Raw genomic sequence first — 23,742 nt, 5'->3', positions numbered from 1 at the left:
ATCGTATCGACGTTGCTGGCTAGGCAGCGAGGTTGCCGGCGTGCTTGACCGTCACTGGATGCCAACGGCGTCGAAGGCAGCCTCGATCGCCGACACCCGGCGCGCTAATTGGTCGGCGGGCAAATTTCTGAACAATGTCCGTGCTGCGCTAAGCACACCTCTCCGGCTGTCGGTGAATTGCGACGTACGCGATAGCTGCTGCGTTACGGCGATATAGAAAATTCCTGCGACCTGGTCCGCCTCGAACACGAAACCGCTGTTGTCCGAAGCGGTCAGTATCAAGTGTGCAGCCTTGTTATGTATGCCACTGTTGGTGTGAACCCCACCCCAGTCACCCCGTTGCGTATTCGGCAATACTTTAAAACTATTCATATGCGCCGGCTGGCCAAGAGAAGCCGGGTCCGACATGTCACGGAATGCTCCTCCCCCGTTCGCGAAACCCTGGCCGAGTTTCCAGTCCCAACGGCGCCGATCGGGCTGGCCTCGATTGGCAATGAGGATGCCAAATATGTCGGAATATGACTCATTCAGCGCTCCCGACTGCCCCGCGTATTCGAGACGCGAAGTGTTGTCCGTTACGCCATGGAACATCTCATGGCCCACAATGTCCAAAGCGGCGGCCAACGTGAGGAGTTGTCCGCCGCTCATAACCTGGCCGTACACCATTTGCCGGCCGTTCCAATAGGCGTTGAACCATTGCCTACCGTCACGGCTCTCGCTTGCGACAACGCAGTTGACACTGGCGTTCATGGGGCCGCCTTGATTGTCGATATTATTTCGCAGAACGACCGTACGAAGAAAATCTGCAACCGCCTCAGCGTTGGCATGCGCGCTCACCGCACCGGGGGGCCAAGCCGGCGTCACCTGCTGGCCGGGCAGAGCCGCACCATTCACATTTGGGTCGTCAAACAGGAAATCGAAGGTCTCGATGTTGTTCTTCGTGTCCCTCAGAACGCTTCGATTGCCGATCGTTTCAACCCGAATGCTGCGCTGCATTTGCCTTGCATCGATCGCATTTTGCACTTCCGACGCCATGCTGGGCGTGCGCGGAAGCTCAGCAATGACCCGTCCTGTTTTCGCATCGACCACGTAGTCGAAATAGCGCGGCGCGATCGCTTCGGCGCTCTTCGGAGCTCGTTTCGAACGGGTGACGGGCACGTCCTCAAAGATGAATGCGAGGTGCCACTTGGCGCGCGAAGCGACATAGTAGTAATTGAGTCGCGGCGCGATGCCCGTGAGGTCTTTCTTGTAGGGCGGCTTGTCGAGGACCGCCTTAGCTGCCTCCGCAGGTGAAATTTTGGCTAGTGGCTGCACACCCGTTGGCTCGCCCAGCGCGGAGTTGATGCTAACCAATCGGTTGTTTTCGTCGAGTTCTACGGTCACCAACGACCCGTACACCGGGATATCATGAAAGGCTTGCCGGAACTTAACCGTTCGCGTGCCGGTCAGTGGCACGGTATCAGTTCCGATAGTTTTGAATTGGCTCTCGGCGCCCTCCGCCGCCGGGGCGACAAACTCGGGCGTGAGGTTGCTTTCGAGCGCTTGATTCATATAGCGCCTCGCTGCCGTTTCAGGGTCGACCGATTCGGTGGCTGCAGCCGGGAAGGCAAACGTCGGATGAGCTGCCTGCTCGTTTGCAAGCGCGGTGAATGTCGCGTGAGACTGCTCGTCTTGCGCGTGCATAGAGAATGACTTCAGTCCGTTTCCGCTACGGTCTACAACTGCGGTCGCCATTGGATATCTCTTTAGGTGCGTTCACTCTGCTTTGTTACTGATAACCCGTTTGCGTGCGGTCCTACTGCGAGTTATCGCACATCTTCTCTGGGTCGGCTTCCATTCTGCGGCCCTCAGCAAGGTGCCCTGCTGGCGGGTATCGGCGTCCCCGCTCACCGTGAACGCCGAACGTAAGCGCCGCTAACGCCCCGGCTGTGAAGATAGGTAGACCAGGTTTTTCCATCTAATCCTCCCACCATCTGTTTCTTGCTAGGCATATGCGCGCCGTTTGCTCTCAAGGGCCGGCATTCCGGTGACAAAGGGCACTTGCGTCCCCCGCCTTACCAACAGCGAATGGTCAACGCGCAGAATCTTCCGGACGCTTGCGAGAGCGTCTTCATTCACGTCGATGTATGCAACTATGTACCATTCGCCGTTTTCTTCTCGCGCCATGCCCATCGGCTCTGCCCTCCATTTCAGGGCGCCGTGATGCGGCATGAAGTATGTTTCCTGAACACCTCCAACGGCGGCGAGGCCCTCCTCAAGGGCATATTCCATCACTGCGCAACATAGCTGAGTGAGCGTTCCACGCAGTCCGATCGAGCGTTTTTCGGGAACGACGAAAGTACGTGTCCATTCCGCCCAGTCGGGTCGACGAGGGACACCCGATCTCTCGCACATGTGAGGAAAGACCTCCGAAACCATGTGCGGTTCGCTCGTCGGGATCAATCGAGCCGAGGTAACGACGCGTCCCTCTTCGATACCAAGCAAATAGGTTGCAGCGTCCGTATCAAATTGGTCGCGTTCACGGCCATCGGGACTCGGAGGCCGCCAACCTTTTTGGTGGACGAAAAAATCGTGCCGGCGGCGCAAGAACTCGTCGAACTCGTTCTCGTAGAGGTGCTTGTTCAGCGCATTGACGACATGGGCAGTTATCATAGCGCGACCCCCTATCCTTCTCTGAAGGATAGTTGCAGCCGCGCTAAAATACGTCACCTGTCCGATCGGACAGTTGACTTAAGTTATGGATGGATGAGGCGCTTGCGAACTGCTTCGACAACGGCCTGCGTGGTAGTCGCGACTCCAAAGGCTTCCCGAGCTTTTGTTAGATGCCATTTGGCAGTCCGTTCGGTCAGTCCGAGGATCTGAGACGTTTCTGACGAGGTTTTCCCCGCCGCGGCCCATAGAAGAACTTCTTTTTCGCGATCGGTAAGTAGATCTTCGTTTTTGTCGTCGCCCTGCGAAAGCGACTGAATGGCCATTCCGGCGTAAACGGCCATCGTCACCAATTGAACCTCTTGCCGAGGCGATAGCGAGCAGACTCTGGCCGAAGACGCAAATGAAAGCACTGATTGCCAATGACTAATGCTAAGCATTGGCACTGCGAAACCACTCATAATGCCAAACTCAGTTGCTTCACCTGCTACCCGTTGAGAGGCCTTTGTGCTAGACCATTTCGGCGGAACATCTGCCCAGAGAAATGGCTTCAACGTCTTTGCTGAGTAGATGCAGACCCCATCAACAGCGGCATGATCGGCTTCAATGTAACGGTCGAACCAACCGCTGGGCCAGCCGTTCAATTCGACCATCGGTGCAAGCTTCTGCCCGCCAAGTGGAACGCCGCTTAGGATTAGGTGCTCGAAGCCGAGATCCCTAACCGTGTCGAGGAGGTCCGCGAGCAATTGCGCTGAGGTGGAATGTTTTCGGCAGCGCTCGACGAAGTCAAACACATCTGAGTCGATCATGCCAGAGACCCCCGCCTCTATGCCGCCAAAATTGCCCGTAACCAGGCCTGGAAGGAGTTTACTGCGAAGCAGCTGCCGTGCCAACTTTCATGAAGCACTGCTGCACGCCGCCACAGCGTTGCAAATATCCCGTTCCTTATTGGCATCCCCAAAATGATCAAGACCGATCCAGGATAAGCCGATCAGCGGCGAATCGAGCACAAGTTACTGCATGGCAGGCAAAAACGGGTGTCGCAGAAACTACCGGCACCGTAACGTGAAGCCTCGAATTCATGTAGGATGCGCAACCTACAGCCTAAAGGAACGGATCGACGTCTAGCCTTTTGCGGTGGTCGCCTTTTTCGGAGAGACTGGAAAGTTGAGAACCTCCAGTATCGTGCTTTGGTACGCTGCTAGTCATTGTGGGCTGGACACGTTTGTTGCACATCTGAGGATAGGGCGATATGAGCCTGTTGGTCTTTAAGCCAGGAGCATGAGATGTCCGAAGAAGCCTATAATGTAATCGAATTTACTGCGGATATCGTTTCCGCCTATGTCCAGAAGAACGCGGTTCCGGTCTCTGGATTGCCCGATTTGATCGCTAGCGTAAATTCAGCATTGACTAATATTGGACAGGCAGCTCCGACGGAAGAACCGGGTCCGACGCCGGCGGTTAATCCCAAAAGGTCCGTGTTTCCGGACTACATCATCAGCCTTGAAGACGGCCAGAAATACAAGTCGCTCAAGCGTCACCTCGCAACTCGGCACGGGATGACGCCCGATGAATACCGGGCGAAGTGGGGGCTGGCGAAGGATTACCCGATGGTTGCCCCAAACTATTCGGCCGCCCGATCAGCACTGGCAAAATCGCTAGGCCTAGGAAGGAAGGCTGCTCCAGCAAAGAAACCTGCCTCAAAGCGTAAGGCGAAAGCGTGAGCTGCAAGGCTCGGTGGAGCAGCCGCAGCAGAGGCGAAGCAGCGGGATCAAGAGCCTGTCTTGCTCCGGAAAATCAATACCGCTATTCGCTTTTTGCTGTTGGAGCCGATGGCCTTCGCGGTTTCTCGAACTCGTTGACACCTAGTAAGCCTTCCTTTCTAACCTTGGCAAATGCTCGGTCGCTTTCCAGAAATCCGATCAGCATGAACGGGATGAGCTCAGCCACAGTTTCAGATTCGCCATAGGTCTGACGGTAAAGCGCCGCATAATCATTCAGCGCTTGGCTGAGGTCGGCGCTGACTGTGATGGTGATCTTGGACGGTGTGCGGTCCGGAAGTTTGCCGAGTTTCAGGTTGGTCATGGATGCTCCTGTTCAACCTTGGTACGGCCGAAGCACGAGATCATATGCCGCCCTGTGGACTATCCCGAGTTGCGTGCGCATGTTCTTCCTTTCCATGGTAATATTAATGGAATCAGTCGGCATAGTTTGGTTCGTCAAGAACCAGCCGACGCTGTGTTTACGATGAACAGAGCAAGTCGAAAGAGGCGCTCTCGGCTCCTGGTCGAGGGTCCGCTGGCTCCTTATTTTGAGCCCTATGCCGAGTATCTGGCCGGTCAGGGGTACTCGCAGGTTTCTTATTGGAAGAAAACGTTCCTCATCAATGAGTTCAGCCGATGGCTTGGCCGGGCGGACATCGCGGTCGAGGAGATTACGACCGCCCATGAAGAAGCATTCCTGCGCGATCGGGCTCAACACCGCTGTCTCAAGAGGGGCGACCGCATCACGCTGTCTGGCGTGACGATCTGGCTTCGGGAAAAAGGCGTCATCGACAGCAGGGCCACGGCTTCGGTCGAGATATCTCCTGTCGACTTGGTCTTGCAGGAATACAGCTCTTACCTGCACGAAGACCGCGGCCTGACGCCGGCGACCATCGAGAATTACGCCGGATATGTCAGGCGCTTTCTGACTGACAAATCGGGCGGAGACGATCTGCAACTTGGAGCCGTGCATGCCAGCCAGATTGCGGACTATATCCGGCGGAAGGCGCCGCAGGACCGCACCTTCGCTTCGGCGAAGCACATCGTCACCGCACTGCGGTCGTTCTTCCGCTTCGCGCGGTACCGCGACTACATCCATACCGATCTTGCCGCGGCAGTCCCATCCGTCGCCGGATGGTCGATGGCGTCGATTCCGAGAGCGATGCCAGCCGACTGTGTTCGGGTTCTCCTGAATGCGAGCAAGGAATGGCGAACGCCAGCCGGGTTGCGCAATCGAGCCATCCTGTTGTTGCTCGCGCGGCTGGGGCTGCGCGCAGGCGAGGTCGTCCGGCTCGAACTGGGCGATATCGATTGGAGTGAAGGCTCGCTGAGCGTGCATGGCAAGGGCCGTGCGGAACGGCCGTTGCCCTTGCCTCATGACGTGGGACAGGCGATTGCAGCCTATCTGGAGCACGGGCGGCCGGAAACGACCAGCCGCAGAGTGTTCTTGCGCTCCCGCGCCCCCTTTGACGGTTTGAGGTCGCACAGCGACATATGCCAGATCGTCGCGCGTGCGATCGGGCGTGCCGGGATTAAGTCCGGCCTCACTGGGTCGCATCAGCTTCGTCATGCGCTTGCCGTCGACATGCTGCGCCAGGGGCTGTCGCTGACGGATATCGGGCAGATGCTGCGGCACCGCAGCCCGGATGCCACGCGGCGATATGCGAAGGTCGATCTGGATGCCTTACGCAAAGTCGCCCTGCCATGGCCGGGGACTTTGCCATGAACAGCTTGCGCGACGGCATTGTCGATTACCTGGAATTGCGCCGGTCCCTTGGCTTCAAGCTGAAGAAGGATGAACTTTACCTTCGGGATTTTGCGGCGTTCATGGAACGGCGTCATGCCGCGTACATCACGGCAAAGCTGGCGGCGAAATGGGCACAGCAGCCGGCATCGACCGACCCGAACTACCACGCCGGAAGGTTGCGCGCCGTGCGCAGTTTTGCGCGCCATCGCATCCTGACAGACCCGCGCACCGAGATTCCCCCGACGGATTTGTTGCCGCGGCAACGCAGCACCTTCCAGGCTCATATCTTCGGCCAGGAAGAGATAGCCCGCGTTCTCACCGCCAGCCTGCAACGACGGCGGGGAGCCAAGCCGATCTCGCGTTGGTCGCGTTATGTGATCTTCGGCCTGCTGAGCGTCACCGGGATGCGTCTCGGCGAGGCACTGAACCTTGATCTGGAGGACGTCGATCTCGACAACGGCGTCCTGACCATACGCAACACGAAGTTCGGAAAATCCCGCCTGGTTCCGGTCCATGCGACGACCTGCGCTGTCCTTAAGCAGTACTTGGGACAGCGCAGTGTGTTCCTGGCGGGACGCAGCGCCCGGCCATTCTTCATCTCGCCGCTCGGCCGTCGCATTACGCATTCGGTTTTGGAACTGTCGTTCCGCCGACTGTCCCGGAAACTCGGATTGCGCGGCATCTCGGATGCGACGGGGCCGCGTTTGCACGATCTGCGCCACACCATGGCCGTCGAGGTCTTGCGGCAATGCTATTGCGCCGGCGCGGATCCCGAGCGCCGCCTGCCGGCGCTGTCCACCTATCTGGGACACAGTCATCTCAACTACACCTACTGGTATCTGCACCAGAACCCTTCTCTCATGCAGCAGGCGGTGACGCGGCTTGAGCATTATTGGGAGGCCTCCATATGACCCTCGCGCTGCCGACCTTCCCGGCGCTCCTGCAACGCTTCTTCATGCAGCGGCTGATGCAGCAGAAGCGGGTCAGCGCGCATACGATCAAATCGTATCGGGACACGTTCAGGCTTCTGCTGCGCTTCGGGCAGAAGCGGTTGCGCACGTCTCCGGATCGCCTGACCTTCGAAATGATCGACGCCCCGTTCATCTCCGCATTCTTGAACGAACTCGAGAAGACGCGAGGCATCACTGCGCGCACCCGCAATCTTCGCCTCACGGCCATTCGGTCGTTCTTCCGCTTCGCCGCCTACGAGATGCCGACCCACAGCGCTCAAATCCAGCGTGTCCTCGCCATGCCGGCCAAGCGCTTTGATCGCAAGCTGATCGACTTCATGACGCGCCCAGAGGTCGAGGCGCTCCTGAGCGCGCCAGACAGGAGCACCTGGAGCGGTCGCCGGGATCACGCGCTGCTTCTGATAACCTTGCAGACGGGCCTGCGCCTGTCCGAAGTGACCGGCCTGAGACGCCAGGATATTACGCTCGGCACCGGCGCTCATGTCGAAGTCCTCGGCAAGGGACGAAAGCAGCGCGCCATTCCGCTTTGCAAACCTGTCGCCAAGGTCCTCGAAGCTTGGCTCGATGAAACAAGCGCCGCCCAGGACGGCATCGTGTTCCCAAGCCTGCGCGGCGGGCGATTGAGCGCGGATGCTGTGGAGCGTCTGCTGAACAAGCATCTCGCCGGCGCCAGCGAGGCCTGTGCTTCGCTGAAGAAGAAGCACATCACATTCCACTGCCTGCGCCACACGACGGCAATGGACCTGCTGCATGCCGGGGTGGAGCAATCCGTTATCGCACTCTGGCTGGGGCATGAATCCATTGAAACCACCCAAATCTATCTCGATGCGGATCTGGCGCTGAAGGAAAAGATCCTCGCCAGGACGATCCCCTTCGACAGCAAGCCGGGAAAGTTCCGACCCGATAACCGGTTGCTGACGTTCCTCAACCAGCTCTAGGAGGACCAAAAACTATGCCGACATACGGCACTCCAACTGCCCCACTTTTATGCCCCTTCGATCACCACTCGCCCACGCAACTCGGGATAGTCCACAGGGCGGCATATGATCTCGTATTCCGCTAGCGGAATACGAGGTCCTTGTGGACGACCACACGGAGCGGCCAGCCTGGGCGCACGGTAAGGGTTGGCTGGGTGTTTAGGTTCTTTTCGGTTATGCGCTGGCCGGCGCGACTGACGTTCTGCTGGGCGGATTCTCGAATTGCCTTGACCAGGTCGCTTTCGTTGTCCCCGAGACTCAATTCGGTGCCGACGCCAAGCAACGTGGCCAGCGCAACGCCCTTGATGAGCTGCCAGGTGTGGAAATCCACCTTGTCCTCGAGCCCGGCATAGCCGGCAGTGTCCGTGGCGGGCAGATTGTCGATTTCGATCGACGAGCCGTCCGGCATGACGATGCGCTGCCAGATCAGCAGCGCGCGCCTCTGTCCGAAAGCGACAACGCTGTCATAGGAGCCGATCAGGCGAGAGCCCTGCGGGATGAGAAGGATCCTGCCCGCGACGGTGTCATGCACATTCTCTGTGACCTGGGCAACGACGAGACCGGGCAAATCGGAATTGATGCCGGTGATGAGGCTTGCCGCGATCACGCTTCCGGCCATCAGCTGATAGGGCGAAGCTGGCGTTTGTAGCGCATGTGGATTGTAGATCCCGCTCGTGTTGCGCTGACCGACAAAGTTGAGTTTGCGCTGTTGGTTGTTCTGATCGCCCTCGGCCGGCGCTACGGAAGCTGGCGCATTCGCAGCGTCGGATTTGGGAAGCATTCCGTCGAGCGACGAACGCGCTCCTTGCGCACTACCGGCATCAGCCCTTTCCACGAGCCGAGTTTCGAGCCGAAAAAGGACTTGCGACTCGCGCGCCTCGATCGCCTGCTGGGCAAGCCGCTGCTTCTCGGCGGAGACCTCTTGCCCCGGCGCGATACCAAGCTGGCGCTGGTGCTCGAGGATGGGACGACCGAGATCGCCAGGCAGCGGCGGGCCGAGCATTGGAGTCTTCTGCTTAATCCCCGAATAGTCCTTCGGCAGTCCGTCGAGTCCTTCCGCGGTCGGTTTGCGGTCAGTGTTGTAAAGCTCTTCGGCTTGCTGCTTGAGGCGCAGAGCCGGCCCTTGCAGCGCCATCATGGTGATACCGAAAATTGTGCCGGAACCAACCGCTGCGATCGCGACGATTATGCCGCGCTTAAACCGCACGGCACGGCGGGGCGAGGCTCGCAGCTGCAGCTGCTCGGGATCGAGTTTCGGCGGAGTATTTGGATGGGAAGTGTCGATCATGATCCCTCCCGTCATCTGCCAAAACGCGAAAACAACGGCATCCGCCGCGCCGGTTGCCGGCCGTCGGTTCTGGTGATGCGCACCACTTGTTGCTGTTTGGTGCCAAGCCGCAGTTCGGCAGCAGCAAAGAGGCGATCGACGATGTAGTAGTTGCCGCGCATACGGTAATTGACGAGCTGGTTGTCGCCATCGGCGCCGACGATGAAGAGTGGCGGCGCCTCGCCCTGATCGATACGACGTGGGAATTCGATATAGACCTTGCTGCCATCGTCGAAGGCGCGCCTCGGCCTCCAGGGCGGCGTGTCGCCGCTGATCGAATAACGGAAGCGGATGTTTTCGAGCGCTACGTTCGATGCCACCGGCGTCGCCGCCTCGGCCTGCGCGTCGCGGCGGCGCAGCGCGATGATCTGATCCTCGCTGTATGTCCAGGAGATCGCCGCCATTGAGGTCTTCTCAGTGCTTTGAAGCTGCAGGTGATAGCTTCGCCGATCCGTCGTGATCACTAGATTCGTGGCAAGTCCCGGCGCGAACGGCTTGACCAGCACATGGGTCCGCTGGTCATCGCCGGTGCCGCTGGTCGTATCGCCAATCACCCAGCGCACAGTGTCGCCGGCCGACACCGACGTCAGCTTCTCGCCCGGCTGCAGAGCGATATCGCTGACGCGCTCCGGCGCTGCGTAAAGCTGATAGAGCGCGCCGTCGGCAAAGGGATAGACCTGCACCGCGTTGACATAGCCAAACTTGGTGGGCTGCTGCGTCGCCGCTCTGTTGGCATCAGCGACCCGATCTTCAGGGAAGCTCTTATCTTGGACAGGCTTGCCGGGCGCAGGCTGCAACTGGCCGGGCAACGGCAGAGGCTTCGGCACCTCGACGACCTTGACCGGCTTATCCGGCGCCTTCTCGATCGCCGCCGGTTTGAAGTCGGCCGCGTCATAGGAAATCTGCGGCGGCGGCACCGGTTTCGAAGCGCACGCGGAAAGAACCGCAGCCGACGTCGACAGGATCAGCACGACACGGAGCGAGGGGACTCTATTTGTCATTGACGGGCTCCTTAGGGGAAACGGATGTGGGCGCGGCGCTGTCGAGCTCGCGCGACCAGTCGATGGCGTTGATGAACACGCCGAGCGGGTTCTTGCGCAGCTGATCGGTGTTCGTCGGCGGGCGAATCACGATGGTGAGAATCCCGGTCCAGCGTGTCGTGCTGGCGAGGCTGCCGCGTTCGAAGACCTGTTCAGTCCATTTGACCTGGAACGAGCTATTCGAAGCTCTAACCACGCTGGTTACCTGTACCGACACGCTGCGCGTACCGATCTGACCGAACGGGTCGTTGGCCTTGGCGTATTCGTTGAGGAAGAGTGCTGCGCGGTCCGTTGCAAAGTCGTAAGCCGACAACCAGTTCTGCCGCACCAGAACTGGATCGGTGGAGATCGATCGGACATTCTGAATGAAGCGGCCGAGATGCCAGGCGATCTGGGCATCATCAGGTTGGTAGTTTTGGATGGCCGGTGCGACGGCGCGGGTTTCGCCAAAGCGGTCGACCTCGACCACATAAGGCACGACACGGCTTTGCATTGACTGCCATGCAAGGACACCGGAAAGCCCGGTCGCCAGAGCCAGGCAGCCGAAGGCCATCAGGCGCCAGTTTCTCGCCTGCACGCGCGCTGCGCCGATGCGCTCGTCCCAAAGCTGGCCGGCCTTCTGGTAAGGCGTTACGGGCTCAGGCGTTTTGCCGTAACGCTGAACGGATCGCTTGAAGAGCATTTAGTCTTCCTTGTCGTTGAGAGAGGGATTGGCGCCGCTTCCGCCCCGATCTCCGTCGCGCACGGCCTGCGTGGCGGCATGGCGATGAGCACGCGCGGTCTGTTCGGAACGCAGGCGCCTAGCCCAGGGCGGTGCGACGGCGGGGACCCCAGTGGCAGGGCTTCCAGACATCGCGCTGGTCGGCGTGCCGCCGGTTGCGACCCAAGCAACATCGCGACCGGCATCGGCGCTGCGCCGGACGCTTTCCGCAGCGGATCGCATTCCCTGCATCGCCGCGCCGCCGGCGGCACCGGCAACACCTTGCAGGCCGGCGGCTACGCCGGAGGGGCCTGACTCGGGCGAAGTTGCACGCCCCATCTGCCAGGCTGTTGAGGCGGCCGATCCCATGGCCGTGCCGGCACGGACAGCGGCGAGACTGCCGCCTGTCGCCATGCGCGCGCCGGCGAAGGCAGCACCTCCGGCGACGAGCGCCGAACCGGCGGCTGCCGCGGTGGTTCCGAGCGCGGCGCCAGCGCCAAGCTGGGGTGCGCCCGAAACAAGACCCGAGGCAATCCCCGGCCCAAAAATGCCGAGACCGAGTAGCGCCAGTGCACCGAGCACCTGCGACATCGCCGCAGCCAGGTCTGGCTCCTTGCCTTGCAGCGCAGAGGCAAACTCGCCGAACAGCGTCGAGCCGATGCCGACGATGACGGCGAGCACCATCACCTTGATGCCCGACGAGATGACATTGCCCAGCACGCGCTCGGCCAGAAACGCCGAACGGTTCCAGAGCGCGAAAGGCACTAGGACGAAGCCGGCCAGTGTGGTCAGCTTGAACTCCAGGATGGTGATGAAGAGCTGAATGGAAAGAATGAAGAAGGCGATGAGAACGAGGAACCAGGCGAGAAGCAGCACTAAGATGGTGAGTGCATTGCCGAAGATCTCGGGGAAGCCCAGAAGCTGGCTCGCCTGGTCGAGCAGCGGCCAGGCACCCTCGAAACCGGTCGCGGCGATACGGCCGGGGCGCAGGAGAGCGTCGGCGGATAAGTTGCCGGCCGAAGCGTTGATGCCCAAGCCTGCAAAGGAGCGGTAGATAATGTCGGCGAGGTTTTTGAAATTGTTCAGGATGAAGGCGAAGGCGCCGACATAGAGCACCTTGCGAATGAGCCGGCCAAGAAGGTTGGGCTCGCCGCCGAATGCCCAGACCAGGCCGGCAAGCGTGATGTCGATGCCGATCAGGATGGTGGTGAGAAAGGCGACATCGCCCGAAAGCAGACCGAACCCGCTATCGATGTATCGGGTAAAGGTCGCCATGAAGCGATCGATGACCCCGAGGTCGTTCATGTCGCCGCCTTCCTCATCGTCTTGAGAGTTGCTGATCAGTTGCCCGGATAGGCTGTTCCGGTGCCAAGGAAGCGCTTCGTTGTCTCGCGAGCGGCTTCCTCTGACTGCGCCTTGCGCGCGGCATCTTCGGCCTCAGCCCGGAATTGTGTCGCCATCAGCGTCTGGATCTGCATCTGCTGCTTGGTCGAAAGCGCGATCAGCTGGTTTGTGGCCTGGCTTGCCTCGAGCGCGCCGGCCGCGCCCTGGCTGCGGTTGACGAGATCGGTGAGCAGGTCGCCATCGGCGCGGACGTTCTCGACGATCCGCGACTGCACGCCCATGGTCTGGCGAAATGCCTGCATCGCGTTTTGCCAGCGTTCGCGCGCGGCGCTTGCGACATCGCTGACCTTGATCGTGGCGTCGTAGGTTTCCGGATATTGCTCACGCCACTGGTCCTGGAGCTTGTCGAGATCGAAGCTCAGGCCACTCGCCTGGGTGATCAGACCGTCGATCCGCTGGAGCGAACCGGTCAGTTGACCCACGGACGAAAAATCCAGACGCTGAAGATTGCGGGCCATGTTCTGCAGCATGGTCGCCTGGTTCTGCAGCGACTGGATCTGGTTGTTGATCTGCTCCAATGCGCGGGCCGCCGACAGCACGTTCTGTGTGTAGTTCGAAGGGTCAAACACGATAAGGGCCTGGGCCGGCTGGATGTAGTCGGCCAGCGGTTTGGCGATCAGGGAAATAGTGATCAGGCTGGTGAAAAGGCGGCGTCCGATCATGACGATTGCTCCGTGTCGGGTTGAGGGAATTGCTGGAGAAGCTCGGCGGCCCAGTCGAGGCCACGCGCTTTGAGGAAGCGGGAGACAAAACTGCCCTGCCCGTCTTCGGACAGGACCGTGTTGATGAGGGTCTGCGAGGTCGGATCGGACGCGCCGCAAAGAGCGAGGGCGATGCGACCCAAGCCCAGCTCGAAGAGCCGGTTGCCGCGGCGCGACTGCAGATAGTAGTGCCGCTTCGGCGTGGCGCGGGCGATGATCTCGATCTGCCGCTCATTGAGGCCAAAGCGCTCGTAGGCTGACCGCGCCTGTGGTTCGACCGCACGATCGTTGGGAAGAAAAATGCGCTGGGGGCAGCTCTCGATGATCGCCGGCGCGATCGACGAACCAGCGATGTCGGCAAGCGACTGCGTCGCAAAGATCACCGACACATTCTTCTTTCGCAGCACCTTCAGCCATTCGCGGATACGAGCGGCGAAGAGCGGGTTGTCGAGATAGACCCAGGCTTCGTCGAGCATGAGCAGCGTCGGCCGCCCATCGAACCGCGCCTCGAGCCGATGGAACAGATAGGTGAGAACCGGCAGGACGGCGCCTTGGTTGTGCATCAACTCCTCGGTTTCGAAACACTGCACATCCGACAAAGCCAGCCGATCGTCATCGGCGTCGAGCAGCCGCCCGAACGGGCCATCGAGCGTGTAAGGCATCAGTGCCGCCTTAAGCGCATTGGATTGGAGCAGGACCGACAGGCCGGTCAGCGTTCGTTCCTGCAACGGCGCGGTCGCAAGGCTGGTCAGCGCCGACCAGATCGCATCCTTCACCTCCGGCGTGACGGTGACATTCTCATGGGCAATGAGGCCGGCGATCCATTCGGCCGCCCAGCCGCGAGTGGCGTGGTCGTGGATGTTGCGCAGCGGCTGGAAGACAAGCGCACCATCGGCGCCGAGCACATGGTGCTCGCCAGCCATGGCAAGCGTTGCAGCGCGAGCCGAATTGCCCTTGTCGAAGACATAGACCTGCGCGCCGGCATAGCGTCGGAACTGCAAGGCGATGAGCGCAAGCAGCACCGACTTGCCGGCGCCAGTCGGGCCGACGACCAGCATGTGACCGACATCGCCGATATGAGTGGAAAGCCGGAATGGAGTCGAGCCACTGGTCTCGGCGAAAAGAAGCGGCGGAGCGTGATGACCGGTGACCTCGGCAAGATGCTCGTTTTCCGCCGTGCCGGCCCACACGGACGGCAGCGGCATCAGATGGGCAAGGTTCAGCGTGTGAACGAGCGGCTGGCGAACGTTGGCGTAGACATGACCTGGCAGCGAGCCAAGCCATGCCTCGACCGCGTTGATGCTCTCACGGAGCGTGGTGAAACCCAGGCCATTAACGATCCGCTCGACGGCGCGAAGTTTTTCCGCGGCGGCTTCACGGTTCTGGTCCCACACCGTCACCGTCGTGGTGAGGTAGCCAAAGCCGACATGATCACCGCCCAACGCCTGCAGTGCTGCGTCGGCATCGAGCGCCTTGTTATCGGCATCGCTGTCGACAAGAGGCACCGGTTCGTTGCTCACAACCTCACGCAGGATGGCGACAATCGATTTGCGCTTGGCAAACCATTGCCTGCGCAGCCGCGTCAGCGTCTTGGTCGCTTCCGTCTTGTCGAGCGGGATGAAGCGTGTCACCCAGCGATAGGCGAAATCCTGGTGATTAAACGTGTCGAGGATCGCGGGTCGCGTGACGTTCGGAAAGCCGAGGATGGTGAGGGTTCGCAGATGCTGTTCGCCCAGCATCGGCTCCAAGCCGCCGGTGAGCGGCGCATCGACCAAGACAGCGTCGAGATACATTGGTGTTTCTGGCACGGCGACCGGATGACGACGGGTCGAGATCGTGCCGTGCAGGTAAGTCAGCGTCTCAGCATCATCGAGCGCGCGCACCTCGGGCATGAAGCCCGACAGCAGATCTAGAACGCGGTCAGTCTCGTCACGAAACCACGCCAGTTCCGCGCGCCAGTCTCTTGTACTTCCCGATTTATGGGAGTCGACGAGCGCGCTTTCCGCCCGCGCCTGTCTATCCGGCGGCGGCAGGAACACCAAGGTCAGGTGATAGCGGCTTTCGAAATGCGCGACCTTGCCCTCGAAGGCCGCGCGCCGTTCCTCGTCGACCAACCATGAGGCTGCGTCCGGAAAACGCGAATTTGGATAGCCAAGCGCTTCGACGCGCTCCGCCTCGAAGAACAAAGCCCAGCCGGAGCCGAGCCGTCTCAGAGCATTGTTCGCCCGTGCACAGATGCCAATGAGTTCAGCTTCCGTCGCGCTTTCGAGATCGGGCCCACGGAACCGCAACGTCCGCTGAAAGCTGCCGTCCTTGTTGAGGACGATTCCGGGCGCGACCAATGCGGTCCATGGCAAATGATCGGCAAGTCGGTCGGCCTTGCCGCGGTATTCGGAAAGCTTCAGCATGCAAGCCAGCCCTTGTGACGAAGATGACGGACAAGCACGCTGGCAAAATCCGGATCGCGCCTTGCGGCTAAGACCGCAAGCGTCTGTCCGACTATCCAGAGCACCAGTCCGGCAATCCACTGCTGCAAGCCAAGGCCGACGGCCGCGGCCACCGTCCCATTGAGGATTGCTACGGCTCGGGGCGCGCCGCCGAGGAGGATCGGTTCGGTGAGCGCCCGATGGACCAGAACCTCGAAGCCTTCGATATGCTGCTCTCCGGTGCTCATCCGACAAGCGCCCCGCCACCGAAGGAGAAGAAGGAAAGGAAGAAGCTCGATGCCGCGAAGGCGATCGACAGGCCGAAGACGATCTGGATCAGTCGGCGGAAACCGCCAGCGGTGTCGCCGAAGGCGAGCGTCAGGCCGGTGGTGATGATGATGATCACCGCGACGATCTTGGCGACCGGCCCTTGCACCGACTCCAGGATCTGCTGCAGCGGCTGTTCCCACGGCATGCCTGATCCGGCCGCATAAGCCGGGGCCCAGAGACAAAACGCGAGCGCGGTGGACGAAAGAAAGCGAAGCTTCTTGCGCATGAAGGAGACCTTTCAAAGCTGCTGGAGTTGCGGAAGCGTAAGTTGGGTGACGGCGTAATCGCCGCTGCCGTCCAGACCGTTGACCTCGGCGATAGTGTCGATCCGGCGCGAGGACCCGCGACCGGCGATGAACACGATCAGGTCGACGGAAGCGGCGATGAGCCTGCGAGGAACGGTGACAACGGCTTCCTGGGCAAGCTGCTCAATGCGATAGAGAGCCGAGCGCGCCGAATTAGCGTGAACCGTTGCGATGCCGCCGGGATGCCCTGTGTTCCATGCCTTCAGCATGTCGAGGGCTTCCGCGCCCCTCACCTCACCGACGATGATGCGATCGGGCCGGAGCCTCAGTGTCGAGCGAACGAGATCGGCAAGCGTTACCGAGCCCCGCCTCGTCCTCAACGCAACGCAGTCCTTCGCGGAGCATTGCAGTTCGCGCGTGTCCTCAATCAGAATCACCCGCTCGTCGCATTCGGCGACTTCCGCAAGAAGCGCATTTGCAAGCGTTGTCTTGCCCGACGAAGTGCCGCCTGCGACCAGGATGTTGCGCCGCTCGCGGACCGCCTTTTTCAGCGCATCGGCCTGCAGCGGCAGCATGATGCGGTCGGCGACATAGTTGGCCAGGGTGTAGAGTTTTGCAGCCGGCTTGCGGATGGCGAAACATGGCGCCAGCACAACAGGCGGGAGCAGGCCCTCGAACCGCTCGCCCGACGGCAGCTCAGCACTGACAATCGGATTATCCGCATGCGCCTCGGCGTGCACATGGGAGGCGACCAGCCGGATGATCCGCTCGGCCTCCGAGGGATGCATATGCACGCCGGTTTCGACCCGGCCTTCGCCTAACCGGTCGAGTCGCAGCGCCCCGTCGGGATTGACCATCACCTCAACGACCAATGGATCGGCAAGAGCCTCGGTGATCGCTGGGCCCATGGCGGTGCGCAGCATGGCGCGGCGGCGAAGGTCGGCCTCTGGATGAGAACTCATCCTTCCCCTCCCTTGCGATCGTCGTTGCCAAGCGCACGTTTTCCAGAAGCGATCTGCCGGCCGACTTGTTCGACGAGCTTGTCGAAGCGCTCCTGCGCAATCGCCTGCGTTGCCTTATCGGGCACAGGCGTGTGTGCATGAAGCGTGATGGAAAAGCGGATGAAGAGCGCCAGGCTCTCCAGGATCATCTCCGCATCGCGCCTGACATGGCCGAGATCGCGGGAAAGACGGTCGAGCCTTTTGCCATAGCGTTTGTCGAGCTCGTTCTCGCCACGCCGCTCGATGAATGCCTCTACCGCTTTCGCCACGATCGCCGATTTGGTGGTCGAGGGATCGTGGCAGAGTCTATCCAGCTTCTCGCTCAACGCAGGCTCAAGCAGAAACTGGTGACGAATTCGGTGAGGCTTCATGCGGCGCGTTCCGTTTTATCGGCGCTGATGCGCCGGCGGCGGAACGAACATCGTCGAGATCACCGAAATCCTTTATGGGCGTTATCTACGCTGAGATACGCCCGAGCTGCGAACGCGCTCAGAAGCCGGGCACGATGTCCTTGTCTTCGCCCCTTCCTTCGTTGATGCCATAGGCGCGGGCCGCTGTGGAAATCCGGTCCATGACTCGCTTGTCAGCCGGCGCCTCGCTGTCATCGTCCGCCGACTTGACCGGGTCGTCCTGAGCAGGTTCCTGAGAGGCGACGACGTGCTCTTCGGGCAGACCCGGATGACGCTGCTGCTGGACGCCACCCTCCTCTTCGATCGGCCCGCCAGCAGTTTCGTCCTCGGCGGCAAGCCGACGATCCAACCCCCGCACCTGTCCGCCCCAGTCATCGGCGCGTGGCGCGGGACAGTCCGCGTAGGGACGGTCGCGCAGCACCGGCGCAGGCAGCACCCGCTCGGCGAAATTCTGATCCTCGTAGTAGCGGAGCTTTTGAGCGCGGATCGGCGGCAACCCCGAAACCAACACCAGTTCGTCGGAGGGAGGCAGCTGCATCACCTCGCCCGGTGTCAACAGCGGTCGGGCAGTCTCTTGGCGGCTCACCATGACGTGCGAAAGCCAAGGGGCCAGCCGATGGCCCGCATAGTTGCGCATTGACCTCAGTTCCGTCGCGGTGCCGAGAGCGTCCGAAATGCGTTTGGCTGTACGGTCATCGTTGGAGGAAAAGGCAATGCGCACATGGCAGTTGTCGAGAATGGCGTTGTTTTCGCCATAGGCTTTGGAGATCTGGTTCAAAGACTGCGCGATGAGATATGCCCGGATGCCGTAGCCGGCCATGAAGGCGAGCGCCGTTTCGAAAAAGTCAAGCCGTCCAAGTGCCGGGAACTCGTCCAGCATCATGAGCAGTTGATGCTTTCGGCTCTTCTTCGGGTCGCCCTCGAGCCGTTCTGTCAGCCGCCTGCCGATCTGATTGAGGACCAGGCGCACCAGGGGCTTGGTCCGGGAAATGTCCGATGGCGGCACGACCAGGAAGAGCGACACCGGCCGTTCAGCATCCATGAGGTCGGCGATGCGCCAATCGCAGGCTGATGTTGCCGCGGCCACGGTTGGATCCCGATACAGTCCGAGAAACGACATCGCCGTCGAGAGAACGCCTGAACGTTCGTTCTCAGATTTGTTCAGGACCTCGCGCGCCGCTGAGGCCACGACCGGATGGACCAGAGGCCTTTGCGCAGAGCCGAGATGGTTTGTGGTCATCATCCGCTGCAGCGTGGCGGCAAAGGAGCGTTGCGGGTCCGACAGGAACGTGGCGACGCGCGCGAGCGTCTTTTCCTCTTCGGCATAGAGTATATGCAGGATGGCACCAACCAGGAGTGAGTGGCTGGTCTTCTCCCAATGATTGCGCCGCTCCAACGCACCTTCCGGGTCGACGAGGACGTCGGCGATGTTTTGGACATCGCGGACCTCATTCGGGCCTTTCCGTACCTCCAGCAGCGGGTTGTACCGCGCCGACTTCGGATTGGTTGGATTGAACAAAAGGCAATACGAGAACTTCGACCGCCAGCCGGAGGTCAGCTGCCAATTCTCGCCTTTGATGTCGTGAATGACAGCCGAGCCAGTCCAGGAAAGAAGCGTCGGGACGACCAGCCCAACGCCCTTACCCGAACGTGTCGGGGCGAAGGCCATGACGTGTTCCGGCCCGTCATGGCGCAGATAGCGGTCCTTGAGCTTGCCGAGGAAAACACCCGCAGGTCGAAATAGCCCTGCCTTGCCCATCTCCCGGGCTGCTGCCCATCGCGAGGAGCCATAGGTGGTGACCAAACCGCGCTGCCGCGCGCGCCAAAGCGAGCCTGCAATCGCAGCGGCACAGCCCACGAGCCCAGTGGCTCCTGCAAGAATACCCGCCTGGTCGAAGACCTCAGGCGCATAGGCGTCGAAATGAAACCACCATTCGAACAGTTTCCACGGCTTGTAGATCGGCCAGCCAGCCACCACAAACCACGGACCGCCGAGTGGAGGCTGATGGTCCAGCATATGGGCGCACCATTGCGTTGCCGCCCACACGCCAAAAATGACGATGGCGAACACAACTGCGATCTGCCCGGTTAGCAGCTTCGTGGGTGTCATGGGCCCGGCCTCCGCAGTTTGGTGACAGAAGCAGCATGGCGTGATGTTTCAGAGCAATGAAGAGCCCCAATATACGCGCCCGTGCGATCAAACGTTGCGGACTGGAACGATTGGGCGGGCGAAGGCTGGTTATCGCGCGGGAGGCAAGTGAACGACGTGTTGGGGGCCGCTGGGGGCTGTCAGTCCGGTTCCGTCCACATTAGTAGACATTCGTGCCCGATGCTCCCTAGTCCACCCGGGAAACCGGGATCAGGGCGTTTCCATCTCGGAAAATTTCAACTAGGTGCACGTTCTTGAGCCCGCCCCAATATCGCGGATTAATGTGCTCGAAGACGATTATCTGGAACTCTTTTCCCATTTCATTTGCCGTCGTTATGAACTGGTCCAAAAGCTCTAGTGCCAACTTGACCTTTGCGACATCGCTCTGGTCGACGTCCTTCTCGCCCTCCCCGTCATTCTGATCATCCTCGCCCCAGTAAGGCCTGGAGAACTGATCAATAATCAGGAATGGTGCCACGTGAATGCCGTCGTTCCGCATAATCAGTTCATGCAGCCCAAGGAACAGAAACATGTGAAGGAACATGTGGTTGGAACTGCTGCCGACGTTCTCGGTCGATGCTGTTCTGGGCTTGCGCAGATGAAGCTTCTTTTCCGAGTAATTGAAGGCGGAACGATATTCGCCATAGTTCCCGAGCGCTGCCTTCGTTAGAGAAATATAATCCTGGATTGCTTCATCAAGGGCCTTGGTGAACAGCTCTTGCCGGTCGTTGACAGGTGACACAGCGAGGTCTTCGATTTCAGCTTCCAGTTTTGCGATCAACTCGCTGTTGCCTGGAGCCTTTTCTGACTCTGGGTCGCCATACAGCTCAAGCTTGGCCTTCGTTTCGCCGATGAAGATATACTTATCTTTGTCGGTCTCGAAGCTCTCCATCTCGGCGGGAAGTGCTTGAAGGTCTTTTTCGAGCTTCTGGCGCTGAGATTCCAATGCCTTGATAATTTCGGAGATGTTGCTGTCCAACGGCGTCTTTCGAGCAGTAGCGTCTTTAATCTGCTGTAGACCCCCGGAAAGGTTCCTAAGGATGTCGTCGAATACGGAGGTCCGAACCGTCTCCTCGTAGTTCCTCATCAGATATTCAACGGGCTGGAGGCTATCCGCTGTCTCCTTGAGCCTAGCCTTATGATTTCCGTACTCCGAAGCGAATTTGCGAAGCCCCCTGACTTTTCGAGAAACTCGGTATATCTGCGAAGAAATTTCCTCATACTGCGCGGATACATGCAGAGCGGAGCCGGTTTCCCGCTCGGTCACCATTCGCTTCAACGCGGTGACCGAAGCATCAGCGTCCATATTGTCGGCGACTAGTCCATAGCCTTTAGCTCGGGCGACGGTTTCCGCCAGTTGCGCATTAAACTGATCGCGCTTCTCCTGGGTCTTCGCCGCCAGTTTTTGCAGGCGGGCGAGGTTTCGCTCCAACTCCGCGCGCTTCTCTCGCTTCAGTATGTTTTCGACCGTGTCGATCCCCACAGCAATATCGAATATGCGTGGTAACGCCTCTTGGTAGCGAGGCTCGTTCTGTTTGTCGAAAAACTGATCGCTGTGAGTGATTATGTCTTGCGATATCGTGTTGAAGAGCAGGAAATATCGCAGCGACACCCGAGAGCCGGTCTGCAGCATTCTTCCACCAAATGGAATTTTGACGTCTTGGTCGATACCGAAATCAGCGCTCAATTGCTTCTTCAAGACGCTCTCGCTGACGTTCGGGCTCGGCGCGGCTTCTGGCACCTCCCCCACCGATGAAAAGTAATATTCGGACGACGGGCTTGTCCCGATCGGCGCTCGTCTCGCCAGCGTGTAGACTTTGTCGTTCACGTGAATGCGGAGTCCGTACCAGAGGACATTTTCGTTGATAATGCTCTCAGAGATTCGATGCTTGCTTGCGAAGATACAGTAATCGACGATGTCCAGGATGGCAGTCTTACCGGTGTGGCTTTCACCGGTTATGACATTCACCTTGTTGGGTAAGAAGGTTACAGACCTTCTTTGCCCACTACGGAGCCAAAGGTGCAGGCTTTCAATGTAGAATTTCACAGCTCGATCCTCGCATTGAGGTAAAAAACTTCAGCATTGCCCGAGACCAGGGCAGCTATGTTGGCTGAAGCACGCTTCAGACGCTCGGCGCGTTTGCCCATCGAGGCGTCGAAGGGTAATTCAGATGCAATCACCGCACCGTCATCTTTCAATTGGACGACGCCAATCTCATACAAAAATTGGATAGCATTGACGGTCGGAGTAAGCGACGCCAAGTATCGCTCGTTAAAATTGTAGAAGAATTCGATGTTATCAATTAGGTAGTGCTCAAAGCTAACAAATCGGAAACTGCCATGGGCAAGCGTTGTCACCATCTGGCGATGCGCAACAACTGGCAAAATCAGCGAGATTTTGGGAAGAGTTAGAAACCCTGCTTCTTTCAGGACAGATGAGATCGCGAACGCATTGATCCCCATGTTGTTGTAATATGAACTGAATTTCACTTATAGCGGTCTTTCCAGTCGCTCAACCAGCCAATCACCGGTCGATCAGAGAGATCGTAGAACCCCCCATGGCTCATGGGTATCGGAAGCTCCTGCGAAGCAAGCGTCAGCTTTCTCTGCCGCAAATCTCCGACAATCGCACGGGCAGATGCACCCTCGTCACCAGTTGACTTTTGGCCTGAGTAGGCCTCGAGGAACTTGCCTTCCCACATGACGGAAGCCTCTTCCTCCAAATCGTCGATATCGGATTGGGTGATATCCCCGTCCTGGACCAGTCGTTCCACGTTATCGCGAAAGTGCAGCCGCCTGGTGGTGAACTTCGTATGAAACTCAATGTTATCCTCCGAGATGTCATTGATATCTACCAATTGCTTGATGAACGTCTGGTCGAGGAGATTGTCCGGCAAAACAGGCGGAAATTTCCTGAAAAGCAGACCGCCGCTCCGAGCTTTATCGAAATACCGTCGGTATTTCTGGGTGAATTCGTCAAAGCTGATCGTGATTTTCTGCCCTGCCTTGACGGTGGCGTAGGAATTTTGCCGTACCTCTGAGTCGATGGCGTGAAAAACGTCGTCAATACGGGATTGGTGTATCTGCTTCTCCGCGATGGACGCTCTGCACAGGTTGATGATTTCGTCCTTCCCCAAAGCGAACGACAAGTGCTCAAAAAACGTCTCTGACACGGCGACGTCGAGTGAAAGCACGTCATCGATGTAGCCTTGAATCACCTGGTCTTTGCTTTTCGCCTTTAGCGACGTGATGTCAGCGACAAGCTCAGCATGACTCTTAGTGGTAGCTTTGAAGGCTTCAATGGATATCAGGAGGGCATTTTTGTCGTTTTGTGACTTGTTGGATGCGAGCAGGAAGCTGGTCTTTTTGAGGAAGGCAAGCTGAGAAACCACGGACGCCCGTCCATCCGCCGGGTCGACGATCAATTTGCACCAGTTCGAAATCGATTTCCAAAGATCACTGTCCATCGTCGTAAGGTTGATAGGAACGCCCTGTGCGCTCATCTGAACTGTGTGCTTCAGCTGAACAAGTAGAATAGTGCCATCTGGGCGCTCGATATGGACATCATCTAAAACCTCCAAGCCCACGACTTGGCCGATTCTTAGATTTAGCAGCTCGTTTAGAAAGTAATAGTACTGGTAGTCGAAACCAATTGATTTATCTTCTGCGCTAGTCGTATCGACACGCGACCTTCCGCTCATGGCCTACCAACAGAATTCGAGAAAACACGCCCCTAGTTATTACCCCCACACCTAGCAGCTGCACATCGCTATTTCAATTTACTAACAATGAAATTTGGAGCTAAGACCCATATCAATTTAACCGATTCAATCGCTGACTTCGCCTCACTTCCGACGCTCGCCCAGCCTAGCGCCGGATGCCCTCGATGATTTCGCCCCTCG

General features: G+C 59.2%; 22 protein-coding genes. 4 read left to right on the top strand and 18 right to left on the bottom strand.

The genetic code is table 11. The features are described from left to right. Window positions 1-51: 51 nt before the first annotated feature. The 3 genes from AC4FWB_RS25655 to AC4FWB_RS25645 all read right to left on the bottom strand — a co-directional run bounded on the left by AC4FWB_RS25655 (window position 52) and on the right by AC4FWB_RS25645 (window position 3,458). Entirely contained in the window at window positions 52-1,734 is a 1,683-nt protein-coding gene (locus tag AC4FWB_RS25655) for a M4 family metallopeptidase (RefSeq protein ID WP_491029029.1), read from the bottom strand. Window positions 1,735-1,983: 249 nt separating this feature from the next. Continuing rightward, the gene (locus tag AC4FWB_RS25650) at window positions 1,984-2,652 is read right to left on the bottom strand and encodes an acyl-homoserine-lactone synthase (protein WP_491029028.1); all 669 of its coding nucleotides are present in this window, start codon (window positions 2,650-2,652) and stop codon (window positions 1,984-1,986) included. 83 nt (window positions 2,653-2,735) lie between these two features. Then, the gene (locus tag AC4FWB_RS25645) at window positions 2,736-3,458 is read right to left on the bottom strand and encodes a LuxR family transcriptional regulator (protein WP_491029027.1); all 723 of its coding nucleotides are present in this window, start codon (window positions 3,456-3,458) and stop codon (window positions 2,736-2,738) included. A gap of 477 nt (window positions 3,459-3,935) precedes the next feature. Here AC4FWB_RS25645 and AC4FWB_RS25640 point away from each other — a divergent pair, with 477 nt between their 5' ends. Then, entirely contained in the window at window positions 3,936-4,373 is a 438-nt protein-coding gene (locus AC4FWB_RS25640) for a Ros/MucR family transcriptional regulator (RefSeq protein WP_491029026.1), read from the top strand. An 82-nt stretch (window positions 4,374-4,455) separates the two neighbouring features. On the opposite strand, the gene AC4FWB_RS25635 is transcribed toward AC4FWB_RS25640, so the two are convergent. Further along, window positions 4,456-4,734, bottom strand: coding sequence for a DUF2274 domain-containing protein (locus AC4FWB_RS25635; RefSeq protein ID WP_491029025.1), 279 nt, complete (start codon window positions 4,732-4,734; stop codon window positions 4,456-4,458). A gap of 162 nt (window positions 4,735-4,896) precedes the next feature. On the opposite strand from AC4FWB_RS25635, the gene AC4FWB_RS25630 reads away from it, so the two are divergent. From AC4FWB_RS25630 to AC4FWB_RS25620, 3 genes are read left to right on the top strand one after another with little or no spacing between them, the layout of a single operon-like run. Further along, a complete protein-coding gene (locus tag AC4FWB_RS25630; protein ID WP_491029024.1) occupies window positions 4,897-6,138 on the top strand; it encodes a tyrosine-type recombinase/integrase in 1,242 nt (413 codons plus the stop codon). Beyond that, window positions 6,135-7,070: a tyrosine-type recombinase/integrase gene (locus AC4FWB_RS25625; protein WP_491029023.1), complete on the top strand. Its 936-nt coding sequence runs from the start codon at window positions 6,135-6,137 to the stop codon at window positions 7,068-7,070. Before AC4FWB_RS25630 ends, AC4FWB_RS25625 begins: the two co-directional genes overlap by 4 nt. Next, entirely contained in the window at window positions 7,067-8,068 is a 1,002-nt protein-coding gene (locus AC4FWB_RS25620; protein ID WP_491029022.1) for a tyrosine-type recombinase/integrase, read from the top strand. The genes AC4FWB_RS25625 and AC4FWB_RS25620 overlap by 4 nt, the downstream gene beginning before the upstream one ends. Window positions 8,069-8,189: 121 nt before the next feature. Here AC4FWB_RS25620 and AC4FWB_RS25615 read toward each other — a convergent pair whose 3' ends face one another. The 14 genes from AC4FWB_RS25615 to AC4FWB_RS25550 all read right to left on the bottom strand — a co-directional run bounded on the left by AC4FWB_RS25615 (window position 8,190) and on the right by AC4FWB_RS25550 (window position 23,541). After that, on the bottom strand, window positions 8,190-9,395 hold the full coding sequence (locus tag AC4FWB_RS25615) for a TraB/TrbI/VirB10 family type IV secretion system protein (protein ID WP_491029021.1): 1,206 nt from the start codon (window positions 9,393-9,395) through the stop codon (window positions 8,190-8,192). A gap of 11 nt (window positions 9,396-9,406) precedes the next feature. Further along, window positions 9,407-10,435, bottom strand: a complete 1,029-nt coding sequence (gene trbG / locus AC4FWB_RS25610) for a P-type conjugative transfer protein TrbG (RefSeq protein ID WP_491029020.1) — start codon at window positions 10,433-10,435, stop codon at window positions 9,407-9,409. Next, window positions 10,425-11,156: a conjugal transfer protein TrbF gene (gene trbF, locus AC4FWB_RS25605; protein WP_491029019.1), complete on the bottom strand. Its 732-nt coding sequence runs from the start codon at window positions 11,154-11,156 to the stop codon at window positions 10,425-10,427. The genes trbG and trbF overlap by 11 nt, the downstream gene beginning before the upstream one ends. Beyond that, the gene (trbL, locus tag AC4FWB_RS25600) at window positions 11,157-12,479 is read right to left on the bottom strand and encodes a P-type conjugative transfer protein TrbL (RefSeq protein ID WP_491029018.1); all 1,323 of its coding nucleotides are present in this window, start codon (window positions 12,477-12,479) and stop codon (window positions 11,157-11,159) included. It lies immediately after the preceding gene. Between the two features lie 35 nt (window positions 12,480-12,514). Continuing rightward, window positions 12,515-13,240, bottom strand: a complete 726-nt coding sequence (trbJ, locus tag AC4FWB_RS25595) for a P-type conjugative transfer protein TrbJ (RefSeq protein WP_491029017.1) — start codon at window positions 13,238-13,240, stop codon at window positions 12,515-12,517. Continuing rightward, window positions 13,237-15,687 (bottom strand): conjugal transfer protein TrbE, encoded by a 2,451-nt coding sequence (gene trbE / locus AC4FWB_RS25590; RefSeq protein WP_491029016.1) that lies wholly within the window; start codon window positions 15,685-15,687, stop codon window positions 13,237-13,239. The genes trbJ and trbE overlap by 4 nt, the downstream gene beginning before the upstream one ends. Continuing rightward, window positions 15,681-15,953, bottom strand: coding sequence for a VirB3 family type IV secretion system protein (locus tag AC4FWB_RS25585; RefSeq protein WP_491029015.1), 273 nt, complete (start codon window positions 15,951-15,953; stop codon window positions 15,681-15,683). The genes trbE and AC4FWB_RS25585 overlap by 7 nt, the downstream gene beginning before the upstream one ends. Further along, on the bottom strand, window positions 15,950-16,261 hold the full coding sequence (locus tag AC4FWB_RS25580; protein WP_491029014.1) for a TrbC/VirB2 family type IV secretion system protein: 312 nt from the start codon (window positions 16,259-16,261) through the stop codon (window positions 15,950-15,952). Before AC4FWB_RS25580 ends, AC4FWB_RS25585 begins: the two co-directional genes overlap by 4 nt. 12 nt (window positions 16,262-16,273) lie before the next feature. Continuing rightward, window positions 16,274-17,242 (bottom strand): P-type conjugative transfer ATPase TrbB, encoded by a 969-nt coding sequence (gene trbB, locus AC4FWB_RS25575; protein ID WP_491029013.1) that lies wholly within the window; start codon window positions 17,240-17,242, stop codon window positions 16,274-16,276. Continuing rightward, the gene (locus tag AC4FWB_RS25570) at window positions 17,239-17,652 is read right to left on the bottom strand and encodes a CopG family transcriptional regulator (RefSeq protein WP_491029012.1); all 414 of its coding nucleotides are present in this window, start codon (window positions 17,650-17,652) and stop codon (window positions 17,239-17,241) included. Before AC4FWB_RS25570 ends, trbB begins: the two co-directional genes overlap by 4 nt. Before the next feature lie 118 nt (window positions 17,653-17,770). Next, window positions 17,771-19,801: a conjugal transfer protein TraG gene (locus AC4FWB_RS25565; RefSeq protein WP_491029011.1), complete on the bottom strand. Its 2,031-nt coding sequence runs from the start codon at window positions 19,799-19,801 to the stop codon at window positions 17,771-17,773. A gap of 226 nt (window positions 19,802-20,027) precedes the next feature. Then, a complete protein-coding gene (locus AC4FWB_RS25560; protein WP_491029010.1) occupies window positions 20,028-21,887 on the bottom strand; it encodes a DUF3732 domain-containing protein in 1,860 nt (619 codons plus the stop codon). After that, complete coding sequence (locus AC4FWB_RS25555) at window positions 21,884-22,330, bottom strand: three component ABC system middle component (RefSeq protein ID WP_491029009.1); 447 nt, start codon at window positions 22,328-22,330, stop codon at window positions 21,884-21,886. Before AC4FWB_RS25555 ends, AC4FWB_RS25560 begins: the two co-directional genes overlap by 4 nt. Continuing rightward, window positions 22,327-23,541 carry a hypothetical protein gene (locus AC4FWB_RS25550; RefSeq protein ID WP_491029008.1) on the bottom strand — a complete coding sequence of 405 codons (1,215 nt, stop codon included), beginning with the start codon at window positions 23,539-23,541 and terminating at the stop codon, window positions 22,327-22,329. The genes AC4FWB_RS25555 and AC4FWB_RS25550 overlap by 4 nt, the downstream gene beginning before the upstream one ends. Window positions 23,542-23,742: the final 201 nt, after the last annotated feature.

This window comes from Mesorhizobium sp. LEGMi-168a (assembly GCF_058312955.1).
The sequence above is the reverse complement of the archived record's forward strand: the minus strand, read 5'-3'. Positions and strand labels throughout refer to the sequence as shown.

What these genes read in the sequence shown, in the direction of transcription:
- trbE (WP_491029016.1), bottom strand. Translation starts at nt 15,687, where the DNA reads ATGCTGAAGCTTTCCGAATACCGCGGCAAGGCCGACCGACTTGCCGAT.
- trbL (WP_491029018.1), bottom strand. Translation starts at nt 12,479, where the DNA reads ATGAACGACCTCGGGGTCATCGATCGCTTCATGGCGACCTTTACCCGA.
- AC4FWB_RS25625 (WP_491029023.1), top strand. Translation starts at nt 6,135, where the DNA reads ATGAACAGCTTGCGCGACGGCATTGTCGATTACCTGGAATTGCGCCGG.
- AC4FWB_RS25565 (WP_491029011.1), bottom strand. Translation starts at nt 19,801, where the DNA reads ATGACACCCACGAAGCTGCTAACCGGGCAGATCGCAGTTGTGTTCGCC.
- AC4FWB_RS25650 (WP_491029028.1), bottom strand. Translation starts at nt 2,652, where the DNA reads ATGATAACTGCCCATGTCGTCAATGCGCTGAACAAGCACCTCTACGAG.
- AC4FWB_RS25550 (WP_491029008.1), bottom strand. Translation starts at nt 23,541, where the DNA reads ATGAGCGGAAGGTCGCGTGTCGATACGACTAGCGCAGAAGATAAATCA.
- AC4FWB_RS25640 (WP_491029026.1), top strand. Translation starts at nt 3,936, where the DNA reads ATGTCCGAAGAAGCCTATAATGTAATCGAATTTACTGCGGATATCGTT.
- trbF (WP_491029019.1), bottom strand. Translation starts at nt 11,156, where the DNA reads ATGCTCTTCAAGCGATCCGTTCAGCGTTACGGCAAAACGCCTGAGCCC.
- AC4FWB_RS25630 (WP_491029024.1), top strand. Translation starts at nt 4,897, where the DNA reads ATGAACAGAGCAAGTCGAAAGAGGCGCTCTCGGCTCCTGGTCGAGGGT.
- AC4FWB_RS25580 (WP_491029014.1), bottom strand. Translation starts at nt 16,261, where the DNA reads ATGCGCAAGAAGCTTCGCTTTCTTTCGTCCACCGCGCTCGCGTTTTGT.
- AC4FWB_RS25635 (WP_491029025.1), bottom strand. Translation starts at nt 4,734, where the DNA reads ATGACCAACCTGAAACTCGGCAAACTTCCGGACCGCACACCGTCCAAG.
- AC4FWB_RS25655 (WP_491029029.1), bottom strand. Translation starts at nt 1,734, where the DNA reads ATGGCGACCGCAGTTGTAGACCGTAGCGGAAACGGACTGAAGTCATTC.
- AC4FWB_RS25570 (WP_491029012.1), bottom strand. Translation starts at nt 17,652, where the DNA reads ATGAAGCCTCACCGAATTCGTCACCAGTTTCTGCTTGAGCCTGCGTTG.
- trbJ (WP_491029017.1), bottom strand. Translation starts at nt 13,240, where the DNA reads ATGATCGGACGCCGCCTTTTCACCAGCCTGATCACTATTTCCCTGATC.
- trbG (WP_491029020.1), bottom strand. Translation starts at nt 10,435, where the DNA reads ATGACAAATAGAGTCCCCTCGCTCCGTGTCGTGCTGATCCTGTCGACG.
- AC4FWB_RS25585 (WP_491029015.1), bottom strand. Translation starts at nt 15,953, where the DNA reads ATGAGCACCGGAGAGCAGCATATCGAAGGCTTCGAGGTTCTGGTCCAT.
- AC4FWB_RS25620 (WP_491029022.1), top strand. Translation starts at nt 7,067, where the DNA reads ATGACCCTCGCGCTGCCGACCTTCCCGGCGCTCCTGCAACGCTTCTTC.
- trbB (WP_491029013.1), bottom strand. Translation starts at nt 17,242, where the DNA reads ATGAGTTCTCATCCAGAGGCCGACCTTCGCCGCCGCGCCATGCTGCGC.
- AC4FWB_RS25615 (WP_491029021.1), bottom strand. Translation starts at nt 9,395, where the DNA reads ATGATCGACACTTCCCATCCAAATACTCCGCCGAAACTCGATCCCGAG.
- AC4FWB_RS25645 (WP_491029027.1), bottom strand. Translation starts at nt 3,458, where the DNA reads ATGATCGACTCAGATGTGTTTGACTTCGTCGAGCGCTGCCGAAAACAT.